A 13,914-nucleotide genomic window follows, 5' to 3' on the forward strand; every position below is an offset into this window, starting at 1 on the left:
GCCCGCTGCCCGACGTCAGCCGCCGAAGCCGGCCACGTTCTCCTTGGTGACCACCTTCACCGGCACCTTCACCAGCTGGCTGAGCTTCTCGCCGTCGGCGGCCCGCAGCGCGTTGTCCACCGCGATCCGGCCGAGTTCCTTCGGCTGCTGCGCCACGGACGCGAACAGCGTGCCGTTCTCGACCGCCGTCAGCCCGTCCGGGGTGCCGTCGAAACCGACGACCTGCACGGACTTGCCCGCCTTGGAGCCGAGCGCCTTGATCGCGCCGAGCGCCATCTCGTCGTTCTCCGCGAAGACACCGTCCACGTCCGGGTGGGCCTGGAGGAGGTTGGTCATCACGTCGAGGCCCTTGGTGCGGTCGAAGTCGGCGGGCTGCTTGGCGACCACCTTGATGCCCGGGTAGTCCTTCAGGCCCTCGGCGAAGCCCGCGCCGCGCTCCCGGCTGGCGGAGGTGCCGGCCTGGCCCTGGAGGATCACGATGGTGCCCTGCCCGCCGAGCTTCTCGGCCAGCGCCTTGGCGCCCAGCTCACCGCCCTCGACGTTGTCGGAGGCCACCAGGGCCGCCGTCTGCGCCTTGTTCACACCGCGGTCGACGCCGATCACCGGGATGTCGGCCTTGTTCGCGGACCGCACCGCCGGACCGGCGGCGTCGGAGTCCACCGGGTTCACGATGATCGAGGACACGCCCTCGCTGGTGAAGTTCTGCAACTGGTTGGCCTGCTGGGAGGCGTCGTTCTGCGCGTCGGTGACGGTGAGGTCCACCCCGAGCTTCTTGGCCTCCGCCTCGGCACCCGACCGGATCTGCACGAAGAACGGGTTGTTGAGCGTGGACAGCGACAGCCCGACCTTCTTGGTCGTCGACGAGGACCCGCTGTGCAGCAGCGAGGTCGCCCCGACTATCGCCGCCGCGACCACGGCCGCCAGCAGATACGTCACTGCCTGCTTGCCCCGGTTGCCGCCACCGGTCCCGGCCGCGACGGGAGTCGCCCCGGCCTTGCGCCGCACCGTGTCGAGCAGCACCGCCAGCGCGATGACGACACCGATGACGACCTGCTGCCAGAAGGCGGACACGGACAGCAGGTTCAGGCCGTTGCGCAGGACCGCGAGGATCAGCGCGCCGATCAGCGTGCCCGACGCCTTGCCGGTGCCGCCCGCGAGCGAGGCGCCGCCGATGACGACCGCGGCGATCGCGTCCAGCTCGTAGCCCTGCGCGGCCTGCGGCTGCGCGGAGGACAGCCGGGAGGCGAGCACGATGCCCGCGATCGCGGCGAACAGGCCGGAGAAGGCGTAGATGGCGAGCTTCTGCTTCTTCACCCGCAGACCCGAAAGACGGGCCGCTTCCTCGTTGCCGCCGATCGCGTACATCGAACGCCCGATGTACGTCCGGCGCAGCACGAAGGCCGTGAGCAGCCAGATGGCGATCATCACGAGCACCGGCACCGGCAGCCATCCGCCGAGCGTGTCGCCGAGGTGCGAGACCGAGTCGGGGAACGGGATGGGCGAGCCCTGCGAGATGACCAGGGACAGACCGCGCGCCACGGACAGCATGGCCAGGGTCGCGATGAACGACGGCAGCTTGCCGTACGAGACCAGGAAACCGTTGACGAGTCCGCAGGCGATACCGGTCGCGATGGCGAGGAGGACCGCGAGCACCACCGGGACGCCGTCCTGGGTGGCGCTCCAGGCGAGCACCGTCGCGGAGAGGGCGGCCACCGAACCGACCGACAGGTCGATGCCCGCCGAGACGATCACGAAGGTGACACCGAAGGCGAGGATCGCGGTGACCGCGGCCTGGACTCCGATGTTGAGGAGGTTGTCGGTGGTCAGGAAGTCCCCGGACAGCGCCGACAGCGCGATGACCAGGACGATGAGTGCGGTGAGCGCGCCGTTGTCGAGCAGCAGCCGGCGCAGGCCGGAGGCGCTGCCCGCGCCGGCCGAACCCTTGAGTGTGTCAGTGGCCACTGGAGGCCTCCGTTCCGTTGGTGGGGGTGCTGACGGCGAGCGCCATCACCGTGTCCTGAGTCGCCTGGTCGGCGGGGAGTTCGCCGGCGATCCGGCCCTGGGCCATCACCAGCACCCGGTCGCTCATGCCGAGCACCTCGGGCAGATCGCTGGAGATCATCAGGACGGCGGCTCCGGCGGCCGTCAGCCGGTTGATGAGCTGGTAGATCTCGACCTTGGCGCCCACGTCGATACCGCGGGTCGGCTCGTCGAGGATCAGGACCTTCGTGTCGGCGAGCAGCCACTTGCCGATGACGACCTTCTGCTGGTTGCCGCCGGACAGGGTGCGCACATGCTGGCCGAGTCCGGCCATGCGCACCCCGAGCTGCTTCGCGATCCGCTCGGCGGCCTCGTGCTGGCCCTTGAGGTCGACCAGTCCGCCGCGGCTGGTCGACCGCAGCGTGACCAGGCCGAGGTTCTCCTCGACGGAGGCGTCCAGCACCAGTCCCTGTCCCTTGCGGTCCTCGGGCACGAGCCCGATCCCGGCGGACATGGCGGCGTTGACGTCGTGCCCCCTGAGGGGCGCGCCCGCGACCTTCACGGCGCCCTTGTCGTAGGGGTCGGCACCGAACACGGCCCGTACGACCTCCGTGCGGCCGGCTCCGACGAGCCCGGCGATGCCGACGACCTCACCGGCCCGCACCTCGAAGCTCACGTCGTGGAAGACGCCGTCCCGGGTGAGCCCCTCCACCTTGAGGAGGGAGTCACCGGTCTCGGTCCGCTCCCGCGGGTACTGCTGCTCGATCGACCGGCCCACCATGAGGCGCACGAGTTCGTCCTCGGGAGTGCTCGCCGGAACCTGTCCGACGCTCTTGCCGTCCCGGATGACCGTGACCCGGTCCCCGAGCGCGGCGATCTCCTCCAGGTGGTGCGTGATGAAGACGATCCCGACGCCGTCCTCACGCAGGCTGCGCACGATGGAGAACAGCTTGTCGACCTCCTCCGTGGTGAGCACGGCGGTCGGCTCGTCCATGATCAGCACCCGCGCGTTCAGGCTGAGCGCCTTGGCGATCTCCACCATCTGGAGGCGGGCGATGCCGAGTTCACGCACGCGTGCGCGGGGCGAGACGCTGACACCGACCCGCTTCAGCAGGACCTCGGCGTCGGCCTCCATCCGTTTGCGGTCGATCATCCCGAAGCGGCGCGGCTGCCGGCCCAGGAAGATGTTCTCGGCGACGGTCAGGTCGGGGACGAGGTTGAACTCCTGGTAGATGGTGGCGATGCCGAGCCGCTCGGAGTCCTGTGCGCCGTGGATGCGCACCTCCTGCCCGCCGGCCAGGATCCGCCCGGCGTCGGGGGTGTAGGCACCGGACAGCATCTTGATCAGCGTGCTCTTGCCGGCGCCGTTCTCGCCGAGCAGCACATGCACCTCGCCGCGCCGCAGGTCGAAGTCGACTCCGTCGAGAGCCACCACGCCGGGGAAGGTCTTCCGTATGCCTTCGATGCGCAGCAACTCGTCCTGGTTGCTCACGGCTTGCTCCTTTGTACGGGGGACTGCGCAGGCACCGGGGACTGCGCGGGAGTACCCTCCCCGGGCTCGCCGCACGAGCGGCGAACGACGAGACGGGCGGGGAGGGCGACGGACTGCGGGGGCCGCCCCTCGATCCGGTCGACCAGTGCCCGGACGGCGGCCCGCCCCAGCTCACCGGTCGGCTGGGCGATCGCCGTGATCGGCGGATCCGTGTGCACGAACCAGGGGATGTCGTCGAACGCGGCGAGCGCGATGTCGTCGGGGATCCGCAGCCCGCGCGCGCGGACCGCGTCCAGCGCGCCGAGCGCCATCAGGTTGTCCGCGGCGAACACGACCTCGGGGGGCTCGGGCAGGTCGAGGAAGCGCTCGGTCACCCGGCGCCCGCTCTCGGCCTGGAAGTCGCCCTGGCCTATGCAGACGTCGGGGAGGGGGAGCCCGAACTCGGCCAGCGCCTCCCGGAAGGCCTCGACACGCTCGCTGCCGGTGGTGGTGGCCGCCGGTCCCGCGATGATGGCGAGCCTGCGGTGCCCCAGCCGGTGCAGATGCGCGACGAGGTCCCGTACGGCGGCGCGTCCGTCCGCCCGGACCACCGGCACGTCGACGCCCGGGATCCACCGGTCCACGAACACCATCGGGGTCCCGGCCCGCGCGGCGTCGAGCATGAGCGGCGATCCGCCGTCGGTGGGGGAGACCAGCAGCCCGTCGATCCGCCGGTCCAGCAGCGTCCGTACGTGGTGGTCCTGCAACTCGGGCCGCTCGTCGGCGTTGCCGATCACGACGCTGTACCCGAGGGCGCGGGCCTCCTCCTCCACGGAGCGGGCCAGCTCGGTGAAGTACGGGTTCATCACGTCGCTGATGACCAGACCCAGGGTCCGGGTCTCGTCGGTGCGCAGCGACCGGGCGACCGCGTTGGGCCGGTACCCCAGGGCCTCGACGGCGGCCAGCACCCGCGCGCGGGCGTCGGCGCTCACCGACGGGTGACCGTTCAGGACGCGTGACACCGTGGCGACGGAGACCCCGGCCTCGGCCGCGACGTCCTTGATGCTCGCCATTACCGTCCCCACCTCCTCGTGGAATCGTTTACATCGACGACACGAAGGATTGGAAACGATTACACGGGGGTAAATCAACCCCTTGCCGGTAGCCCGAGACCGGATCGTGATAATCCGCATACTGTGAGCGGGGGCCGAGGGCAGGGTCCTCCGGGGTTCGCGGAGGGGGTACGGGTGTCCGGGAGCGGCGACGGCGTGGGCACGCGCGCGGGTGGGGGCGGGGCCGGACCGGGGCAGGGGGAAGTGCGGACGGGATGCGTCGCGAGGCGGCGTGGCGCGGCGGCGGGTCGTACGTGCGGGGGGTCCGTGTTGTGACAGGACAGACATCGGTCCGCGGGCGGGGCGGAGGTGCGCCGGGGAGTCACCGCGGCGGCGAGCCCGCGTCGCCGGCCGGATCGGCGTCATCCGCACGGCGTGAGCGCGCGGGCGCGCCGGGGCGGCGTGCGCGCGGGGCCGGAGGCGTCCATACGCGGGGCCCGCACCCGGGCAGGGGGCGTACGCGCGCGGTGGGCCGGTTGTGCGCCGGAATCATCCGTGCAGGTGGAGCCCGCCGGGCTTCCGGGCCGTCGTCATCCCCGCAGCGTGAGCCCGCGCCGTTCCAGCTCCTCCGACAGCACGCGCACGGCCTTCGGGCCGACACCGTGCAGGGCCAGCAGCTCCGGCGCGGAGTGCCGCGCCACCTGCTCCAGCGTCCGCACCCCCACGCCGTACAGGGCCTGGGTGGCCGGCCTGCCGATGCCCGCGGGCAGGTCGCCGCCCGGCCGGTCGGCAGCCGCCTCCGCCTCGGCGACCGTCGCCGCGAGCCGTTTCGGGGCGCGGCTGAACCACGACGCCCTGACCAGGGCGTTCAGGTCCTTCCCGTTGATGTCCGCGAGCGCCACGCGCAGGCCGACCGGCGCACCCGCGTGCAGGAGCGGCTCACTGCCCGGGTGCGCGGCCAGCGCGGCCTCGGTCTCCGCGCGCGGCAGGCGCAACTGCACCCGGCCGTCCTTCGTCGCGGCGGCGAAGCGGTGGCCGCGCACGGTGAAGGCGACCGTACCGAGGTGCGCGCTCTCCGCCACCTCGGGAAGGGCGAGCGCGGCCTTGCGCAACTGGGCCAGGCTGGTCATGCGCCGAGTCTTCCACGCCGCACCCGCACGGGGGACCGGTGGCCACCCGAGGGCGCTGTCAGCGGCACCCGGTAGCGTCGCACCATGTCCAACCAGGCAGGCACCGGCGACCGACGACCGGCCGTGCTCGAAGGCGTCCTGGAGCGCATCACGTACGCCAACGAGGAGAACGGCTACACGGTCGCCCGGGTCGACACCGGCCGCGGCGCGGGTGACCTCCTCACGGTCGTGGGCGCGTTGCTCGGCGCCCAGGTGGGGGAGTCGCTGCGGATGGAGGGCCGCTGGGGCAGCCACCCCCAGTACGGCAAGCAGTTCACCGTGGAGAACTACACGACGGTGCTCCCCGCCACCGTCCAGGGCATCCGCCGCTATCTGGGCTCCGGCCTGGTCAAGGGCATCGGCCCGGTCTTCGCCGACCGCATCACGCAGCACTTCGGCGTGGACACCCTCACGATCATCGAGGAGGAGCCCAAGCGGCTCGTCGAGGTCCCCGGCCTCGGCCCGAAGCGCACCAAGAAGATCGCCGACGCCTGGGAGGAGCAGAAGGCGATCAAGGAGGTCATGCTCTTCCTCCAGAGCGTCGAGGTGTCCACGTCCATCGCCGTGCGCATCTACAAGAAGTACGGCGACGCCTCGATCTCCGTCGTCAAGAACCAGCCGTACCGCCTGGCCGCCGACGTCTGGGGCATCGGCTTCCTGACCGCCGACCGGATCGCGCAGTCCGTCGGCATCCCGCACGACAGCCCGGAGCGGGTCAAGGCCGGCCTTCAGTACGCGCTGTCCCAGTCCGCCGACCAGGGCCACTGCTTCCTGCCCGAGGAGCGCCTGATCGCCGACGCGGTCAAGCTGCTCCAGGTCGACACCGGCCTGGTCATCGAGTGCCTGGCCGAGCTCGCGGCGCCCCCGCCGGACGATGGCGAGGACCCCGGCGTCGTCCGGGAGACGGTCCCGGGACCGGACGGCGGCGAGCCCGTCACCGCCGTCTATCTGGTCCCCTTCCACCGCGCCGAGCTGTCCCTCTCCGCCCAGCTGAAGCGCCTGCTGCGCACCGGCGACGACCGGCTGCCGTCCTTCCGGCAGGTCGCCTGGGACAAGGCGCTGACCTGGCTGAAGGCCCGTACGGGCGCCGATCTCGCCCCCGAGCAGGAGGCCGCCGTCCGGCTGGCGCTGACCGAGAAGGTCGCGGTCCTCACCGGCGGCCCCGGCTGCGGCAAGTCCTTCACCGTGCGCTCGATCGTGGAGCTGGCCCGCGCGAAGAAGGCCAAGGTGCTGCTCGCCGCGCCCACCGGCCGAGCGGCCAAGCGCCTGGCCGAGCTCACCGGCGCCGAGGCCTCCACCGTGCACCGCCTGCTGGAGCTCAAGCCGGGCGGCGACGCGGCCTACGACCGGGACCGCCCGCTGGACGCCGACCTGGTGGTCGTCGACGAGGCCTCCATGCTGGACCTGCTCCTCGCCAACAAGCTGGTCAAGGCCGTGCCGCCCGGTGCCCATCTGCTGTTCGTCGGGGACGTCGACCAGCTGCCGAGCGTCGGTGCGGGCGAGGTGCTCCGGGACCTGCTGGCGGACGGCAGCCCGATTCCCGCCGTCCGCCTCACCCGGGTCTTCCGGCAGGCCCAGCAGTCCGGGGTGGTGACGAACGCGCACCGGATCAACGCCGGACAGCACCCCGTCACCGACGGCATGAAGGACTTCTTCCTCTTCGTCGAGGACGACACGGAGGAGACCGGCAGGCTCACGGTGGACGTGGCGGCCCGCCGCCTTCCCGCCCGGTTCGGCCTGGACCCGCGGCGGGACGTGCAGGTGCTCGCCCCCATGCACCGCGGCCCGGCGGGCGCCGGCACCCTCAACGGGCTGCTCCAGCAGGCGATCACCCCCGGCCGCCCCGATCTGCCGGAGAAGCGGTTCGGCGGCCGGGTCTTCCGCGTCGGCGACAAGGTGACCCAGATTCGCAACAATTACGAGAAGGGTGCGAACGGCGTCTTCAACGGCACCGTGGGCGTGGTCACCTCGCTCGACCCCGTCGACCAGCGCCTGACGGTCCTGACGGACGAGGACGAGGAGGTTCCGTACGAATTCGACGAACTGGATGAATTGGCACATGCATACGCGGTGACCATCCACCGCTCGCAGGGCAGTGAGTACCCGGCAGTGGTCATTCCGGTCACCACGGGTGCCTGGATGATGCTCCAGCGCAATCTGCTGTACACCGCGGTCACCCGGGCCAAGAAGCTGGTCGTCCTGGTCGGTTCGCGCAAGGCGATCGGTCAGGCGGTGCGCACGGTGTCGGCGGGGCGGCGCTGTACAGCCCTCGATTTCCGGCTCGCGGATCCCCTCCGGAATAAATGATCGATCAAACGAGTCGCAAAGGTCACACAGCCCTTCCGGATGGGGAACAGAGGGGGCAGGATGGCACGTTGGCGGCACTCAGTGCCGCCAATAAGCCCAATGGTCGACCCCGAGTGCACTCTCCTGAGCCAAATGGGGGATGGTAGAGACAGTCAGGGCACCTCGAAGATGAGGCACTACGTCGGTGAGGGAAGACGTGAGCGACAACTCTGTAGTACTGCGGTACGACGGCAGCGAATACACCTACCCGGTGATCGACAGCACCGTCGGGGACAAGGGCTTCGACATCGGAAAGCTCCGCGCCCAGACCGGTCTCGTGACCCTGGACAGCGGTTACGGCAACACCGCCGCGTACAAATCGGCCATCACCTACCTGGACGGCGAAGCCGGCATCCTCCGTTACCGGGGCTACCCGATCGAGCAGCTGGCCGAGCGCTCCACCTTCCTGGAGGTGGCCTACCTGCTGATCAACGGTGAGCTGCCGACGGTCGACCAGCTGAGCGGGTTCAAGGACGAGGTCACGCGGCACACCCTGCTGCACGAGGACGTCAAGAACTTCTACAAGGGCTTCCCGCGCGACGCCCACCCGATGGCCATGCTGTCCTCGGTCGTCTCGGCGCTGTCCACGTTCTACCAGGACAGCCACAACCCGTTCGACGAGACGCAGCGCAACCTCTCCACCATCCGCCTGCTCGCCAAGCTCCCGACGATCGCCGCGTACGCGTACAAGAAGTCGATCGGTCACCCGTTCGTCTACCCGCGCAACGACCTCGGTTACGTCGAGAACTTCCTCCGCATGACCTTCTCGGTCCCCGCGCAGGAGTACGAGCTGGACCCGATCGTGGTCGCCGCCCTCGACAAGCTGCTGATCCTGCACGCGGACCACGAGCAGAACTGCTCGACCTCCACGGTCCGCCTGGTGGGCTCCTCGCAGGCGAACATGTTCGCCTCGATCTCCGCCGGCATCAACGCCCTGTGGGGCCCGCTGCACGGCGGCGCCAACCAGTCCGTCCTGGAGATGCTGGAAGGCATCCGCGACGCCGGCGGCGATGTCGACTCCTTCATCCGCAAGGTGAAGAACAAGGAGGACGGCGTCCGCCTGATGGGCTTCGGCCACCGGGTCTACAAGAACTTCGACCCGCGCGCCAAGATCATCAAGGCTGCCGCGCACGACGTCCTGTCCGCTCTCGGCAAGTCCGACGAGCTGCTCGACATCGCGCTGAAGCTGGAGGAGCACGCGCTCTCCGACGACTACTTCGTCTCGCGCAGCCTCTACCCGAACGTCGACTTCTACACCGGCCTGATCTACCGCGCCATGGGCTTCCCGACCGAGATGTTCACGGTCCTGTTCGCCCTCGGCCGGCTGCCCGGCTGGATCGCCCAGTGGCACGAGATGATCAAGGAGCCGGGTTCCCGTATCGGCCGCCCGCGCCAGATCTACACGGGCGTGGTCGAGCGCGACTTCGTGCCCGTAGAGGAGCGCTGAGCCGCACCGGCTCAGGACCTGTCCGGCGGATCGGGTCGCAGACGGACGACTGCACCCGATCGGCCGGAACGGCGATGACTGTCCGAACGGTCGGAAGGGCCTGAACGGCCAGGACGGTCTCGACGACCGGAGCGGCCGCGGTCTCGACGACCGGAGCGGCCAGAACGACTGGAACGGTCTCAACGGCCGGAGCGGCCTCGACGGCCGGAACGCGCGGACTCGAGGCCGAAGCCGGTCGGGTTCACGGATCGAAGAAGAAGGCGCCCTGGTGCGTCAGTCCCCCCACGGGCCGACGACCAGGGCGCCTTCCCATGTCCCGGTGCGGATTCCCCCCACGGGATCCGGCCGGGCGTCTGTGAGGACCAGCGCCTGAATCGCTGTCTGAGCACAATGAGCAGAACTCGTCGTACTCGGGTGGTGCATGCTGCATACCGTCCGGCGGCTGCGGCCTGCCGGGACAGCGCACGCTGGGAGGGCCGCTCAAAGCTCCCCGGTGTACGTGTCCCGGCAACGCATCTCTGAGGAAGTCCCCCAAGACATCCCCAGATGCCAGCTGACGCCCCCCAAGACGCCCTCTGACATCGCCAACTTAGACCTTCGAACCCCTTCGATGGTTACGTTCACATCACTGTGATCTGCGTCTCTTGCATATGTCCTGTTAGATGCGCAAGAGGCCCCATATCGCGAACGGAGCTCAAGCGTAAGGAAGATGCGCGAGCCTTGTGAAGAGCTTATGTGAGGCTCGCCTCTGACTCCAGGGGGCTCCTGCTTCGGTTTGGTCTCCTTCGGCGCGGCCGCCCGGAACGACGAACCGGGCCGCACGGCGCCGACTCGGGGTCGGTGCGCCGGTACGGCCCGGTGCGCGGGTTGTGGAGGTTCAGGCGCGCCCGACCAGCTCGAAGCCGGCCTCGTCGACGGCGGCACGCACGGCCTCCTCGTCCAGCGCGGACAGGGAGACGACGGTGACCTCCCCGCTGGCGGCGACGGCCTGCACGGAGCTGACGCCCGGGATCTCGGAGATCTCGCCGGAGACGGCGCCCTCGCAGTGTCCGCAGCTCATCCCGCTCACCTTGTAGACGGCGGTGACGGAACCCGTGGTGTCGGTCTGCGCGGTCATGTCGTTGCTCCTCGTCGAGGCGTGTGGGGTTGACGGGGCCCGCGGTGGACCCCCGCACCTGCCCCACTATACCCCTAGGGGGTATCGCTTCCAATGAGGAACGGCAACGACCCGCCGACAGGAAAACGGTGCGGGAAGGTGAAGTTGTTCCGCCTGTGACACGCGTCCGGCCGACGCGCGCGGCGCTCAGGCGGGCGGCGCGGCCAGCGGCGCGAGGTAGCGGACCAGGACGTTCTTGAGTTCCCGGACATAGGCCTCGCGCTCGGCGCCCTCGTGGGTGAGGACCAGCTCCAGGCCCGCCATGTAGAGACCCAGGCAGACCTCCGTGATGCGGGCGAGGTCGGCCGCGGGTACGTCGGGCAGCACCGAGGCGAGCCGGGTCTGGATGCGCTCCAGCAGCGTCGTGTGCAGTGCCTCGTGCGCCTCGGCCATCCGGCCCGGGATGTCGGGGCCGTGCATCAGCGCGAAGAAGACCGGGTGCCGGCAGTTGAAGTCGATGAAGCGGTCGACGGCCGCCTCCACGGCCTCCTCCAGCGGCGTCGCGGGATCCACGGGGCCGAGCGCCTCGCCGTAGGTCTCCCGCATCTCGTGCATGAGGCGGTCGCCCAGCTCGATCGCGATCGCTTCCTTGTTCGGGAAGAACTGGTACAGCGTGCCGGGCGACACGCCCGCCTCGCGTGCGATGGCGTTGGTGCTGGCGGCCGTGTACCCGGAGGAGCAGAACACGGAAGCGGCGGCTTCGAGCAGCTGGGCGATCCGGCGTTCGCCGCGCGCCTGGCGGCGGCGGGGTCTGGTGTCCGCCTTCGGCTCCGACTCGGCCTTCTCGGTGTTCTCGGGCACTCGTGATCCCCAGGTCTCGGAACGCGATTGACAAACGCGAGCGCCCGCTCGCATTCTGGTGGAACGCGAGCGCTCTCTCGTGTTTGCCAGTCTATGGCTACGGCTGACCCATGCCCCCGCGTCAGGCGGACGGCACGGGTCACGGTGAAGGGGACACCGCACGATGACCGAAGTCAACACACCGCCGCCAACACCACACCCGGGCGGCTGGACGCGCTTCGTGACGGCCCGGCCGCGCCTGTCGCTGCTCGCGGCCCTGGTGCTGACCGTCCTCGCCGTGCTGGCCGGCGGTTCGGTGGGCGACCGGCTGGGCAGCGGCGGCTGGGAGGACCCCGGCGCCGAGTCCACGTACGCGACCCGGGCCCTGGAGCGGGAGTTCCCCGACTCCCAGCCGAATCTGCTGCTGCTCGTCGACGCGGGCCGCGCCTCGGTGGACGACCCGGCCGTCGCCGGCGAGGCGCGTCGGCTCACCGAGCGGCTGGCCGGCGAGGAGGGCGTCGTGGGCGTGGGGTCCTACTGGCGGTCCGGGTCGCCCGCCCTGCGCTCCGAGGACGGCCGCCGAGCGCTGATCGCCGCCCGCATCACGGGTGACGAGAAGACCGCGGGAGAGACCCTGGAGCGCATCGCGCCCTCCCTGCGCGGCACACAGGGTCCGGTGGAGGTCGAGATCGGCGGCCTGGTCGCGGTGCGGCACGAGATGCAGAAGATCATCCAGGAGGACCTGACCCGGGCCGAGCTGATCGCCCTGCCGGTCACGCTGGTGCTGCTGGTGACGGTCTTCGGCAGCGCGGTGGCCGCCCTGCTGCCGCTGGGCATCGGCATCGTCGCGATCCTGGGCACCAACGCGGTGCTGCGCGGCCTCACGGAGTTCACCGACGTCTCGGTCTTCGCGCTGAACCTCACCACGGCCCTGGGCCTCGGCCTCGCCATCGACTACGCCCTGTTCATCGTCCGCCGCTTCCGCGAGGAGCTGTCCGCCGGCGCCGAACCGGTCGCCGCCGTGGGCATCACCCTGCGCACGGCCGGCCGCACCGTCCTGTTCTCCGCCCTGACGGTCGCGGTCTCGCTCGCCGCGATGCTGGTCTTCCCGCAGTACTTCCTGCGGTCCTTCGCCTACGCGGGCATCGCCGTGGTCCTGCTCGCCGCGGCGGCGGCGCTTATCCTGCTCCCCGCGGCCCTCGTGCTGCTCGGCCACCGGGTCAATTCCCTCGATCTGCGGCGGCTGTTCCGCCGCGGCCGCGTGCCGGAGCCGACGACCGGCGCGGACGGCCGGAACTGGGGCCGGGCGGCGGTGCTCGTGATGCGCAGGGCCCCGTTCTTCGCCGGGGGCACGACGGCGGTTCTGCTGCTGCTCGGACTGCCCTTCCTGGGAGTGCGGTTCGGCACGGCGGACGACCGCCAGCTCCCCGTGAGCGCCGAGTCCCATGTGGTGCAGCAGCAGATCCGGGACGGCTTCCCGGGCAGCCCCGGCGGCGGCCTGGAGATCCTGGCCGAGGGCCGCGCCACCGAGGCGCAGTACGCGGACTACAAGGAGCGGATCGCCGGGCTGCCGGACGTGCTGCGCGTGGAGGGTCCGCTGGTGCACGGCGACACGGCGTACTTCACCGTCCTGCCCGAGGGCGAGGCGGTCGACCGACCGGCCCAGCGCCTGGTGGACGAACTGCGGGCGGCGCAGGCACCGTTCGACACCCATGTGACCGGCACGGCGGCCGCGCTGGTCGACTCCAAGGACGCGATGGCCGAACGCCTGCCGTGGGCACTGGCGTTCATCGCGGTCGTCACCCTGATCCTGGTCTTCCTGCTCACCGGAAGCGTGCTGATCCCGCTGCAGGCGGTGATCCTCAACGCCCTCAGCCTGACCGCCATGTTCGGCGCGGTCGTCTGGGTCTTCCAGGACGGCCACCTCTCCGGCCTGCTCGACTTCACCAGCACCGGCTCGATCGAGACGACCCTGCCCGTCCTGATGTTCTGCGTCGCCTTCGGCCTGTCCATGGACTACGGCGTGTTCCTGCTCTCCCGCATCAAGGAGGAGTACGACCGCACCGGCGTCCACGAGCAGTCGGTCCGCCACGGTCTGGAGCGCACCGGCGGTCTGATCACGGCGGCGGCGGTCATCCTCGCGGTCGTGATGATCGCGATCGGCACGTCCCGGGTGACCAATACCAAGATGCTCGGTCTGGGGATCGCGCTGGCCGTGCTGATGGACGCCATGGTCGTGCGCAGCCTGCTGGTCCCCGCGGTGATGCGTCTGACCGGCCGCGCCACCTGGTGGGCCCCGGCGCCGCTGCGCCGCCTGCACACACGGTTCGGACTCGGTGAGGGCGAGCCTTCCTCGACGAACGCGGGAGCGGCCGGGCAGGAGGAGCGGGCGCGGCAGGACAAGGTGGCGGCCGGGCGTTAGCGTTCCGCCGGAGCGGGTGATCGCGGGGTGGCCTCGGCGGGCCGGCCGGACGGCCGGTGCGGACGCCGGGTCCCGCCCGCGGCCGCGGGCG

General features: G+C 70.7%; 9 protein-coding genes. 3 read left to right on the forward strand and 6 right to left on the reverse strand.

Features of this window, described 5'->3' with window-relative positions; all coding sequences use genetic code 11:
• Window positions 1-15: 15 nt before the first annotated feature.
• The 4 genes from DN051_RS24820 to DN051_RS46600 all read right to left on the reverse strand — a co-directional run bounded on the left by DN051_RS24820 (window position 16) and on the right by DN051_RS46600 (window position 5,633).
• Window positions 16-1,962 carry an ABC transporter permease/substrate-binding protein gene (locus DN051_RS24820; RefSeq protein WP_053763075.1) on the reverse strand — a complete coding sequence of 649 codons (1,947 nt, stop codon included), beginning with the start codon at window positions 1,960-1,962 and terminating at the stop codon, window positions 16-18.
• Window positions 1,952-3,472: a sugar ABC transporter ATP-binding protein gene (locus DN051_RS24825; RefSeq protein WP_112439537.1), complete on the reverse strand. Its 1,521-nt coding sequence runs from the start codon at window positions 3,470-3,472 to the stop codon at window positions 1,952-1,954. Before DN051_RS24825 ends, DN051_RS24820 begins: the two co-directional genes overlap by 11 nt.
• The gene (locus tag DN051_RS24830; protein ID WP_053763077.1) at window positions 3,469-4,524 is read right to left on the reverse strand and encodes a LacI family DNA-binding transcriptional regulator; all 1,056 of its coding nucleotides are present in this window, start codon (window positions 4,522-4,524) and stop codon (window positions 3,469-3,471) included. Before DN051_RS24830 ends, DN051_RS24825 begins: the two co-directional genes overlap by 4 nt.
• Window positions 4,525-5,093: 569 nt before the next feature.
• Window positions 5,094-5,633 carry a helix-hairpin-helix domain-containing protein gene (locus tag DN051_RS46600; RefSeq protein WP_053763078.1) on the reverse strand — a complete coding sequence of 180 codons (540 nt, stop codon included), beginning with the start codon at window positions 5,631-5,633 and terminating at the stop codon, window positions 5,094-5,096.
• 84 nt (window positions 5,634-5,717) lie between these two features.
• Here DN051_RS46600 and recD2 point away from each other — a divergent pair, with 84 nt between their 5' ends.
• A complete protein-coding gene (gene recD2 / locus DN051_RS24840) occupies window positions 5,718-7,979 on the forward strand; it encodes an SF1B family DNA helicase RecD2 (RefSeq protein WP_112439538.1) in 2,262 nt (753 codons plus the stop codon).
• 196 nt (window positions 7,980-8,175) lie between these two features.
• The gene (locus tag DN051_RS24845; RefSeq protein WP_053763080.1) at window positions 8,176-9,465 is read left to right on the forward strand and encodes a citrate synthase; all 1,290 of its coding nucleotides are present in this window, start codon (window positions 8,176-8,178) and stop codon (window positions 9,463-9,465) included.
• Between the two features lie 877 nt (window positions 9,466-10,342).
• Here the strand turns inward: DN051_RS24845 and DN051_RS24855 are convergent.
• Complete coding sequence (locus DN051_RS24855; protein WP_053763081.1) at window positions 10,343-10,582, reverse strand: heavy-metal-associated domain-containing protein; 240 nt, start codon at window positions 10,580-10,582, stop codon at window positions 10,343-10,345.
• Window positions 10,583-10,768: 186 nt separating this feature from the next.
• A complete protein-coding gene (locus DN051_RS24860) occupies window positions 10,769-11,422 on the reverse strand; it encodes a TetR/AcrR family transcriptional regulator (protein WP_246040658.1) in 654 nt (217 codons plus the stop codon).
• A 163-nt stretch (window positions 11,423-11,585) separates the two neighbouring features.
• Between DN051_RS24860 and DN051_RS24865 the strand changes: the two genes are divergently transcribed.
• Window positions 11,586-13,823: an MMPL family transporter gene (locus DN051_RS24865; RefSeq protein WP_112439540.1), complete on the forward strand. Its 2,238-nt coding sequence runs from the start codon at window positions 11,586-11,588 to the stop codon at window positions 13,821-13,823.
• Window positions 13,824-13,914 lie beyond the last annotated feature (91 nt).

The organism is Streptomyces cadmiisoli, from assembly GCF_003261055.1.
Lineage (GTDB): Bacteria > Actinomycetota > Actinomycetes > Streptomycetales > Streptomycetaceae > Streptomyces > Streptomyces cadmiisoli.

Bases quoted from the DNA above. Each gene is read 5' to 3' on its own strand.
- DN051_RS46600 (WP_053763078.1), bottom strand. From the start codon at position 5,633: ATGACCAGCCTGGCCCAGTTGCGCAAGGCCGCGCTCGCCCTTCCCGAG.
- DN051_RS24830 (WP_053763077.1), bottom strand. From the start codon at position 4,524: ATGGCGAGCATCAAGGACGTCGCGGCCGAGGCCGGGGTCTCCGTCGCC.
- DN051_RS24855 (WP_053763081.1), bottom strand. From the start codon at position 10,582: ATGACCGCGCAGACCGACACCACGGGTTCCGTCACCGCCGTCTACAAG.
- recD2 (WP_112439538.1), top strand. From the start codon at position 5,718: ATGTCCAACCAGGCAGGCACCGGCGACCGACGACCGGCCGTGCTCGAA.
- DN051_RS24865 (WP_112439540.1), top strand. From the start codon at position 11,586: ATGACCGAAGTCAACACACCGCCGCCAACACCACACCCGGGCGGCTGG.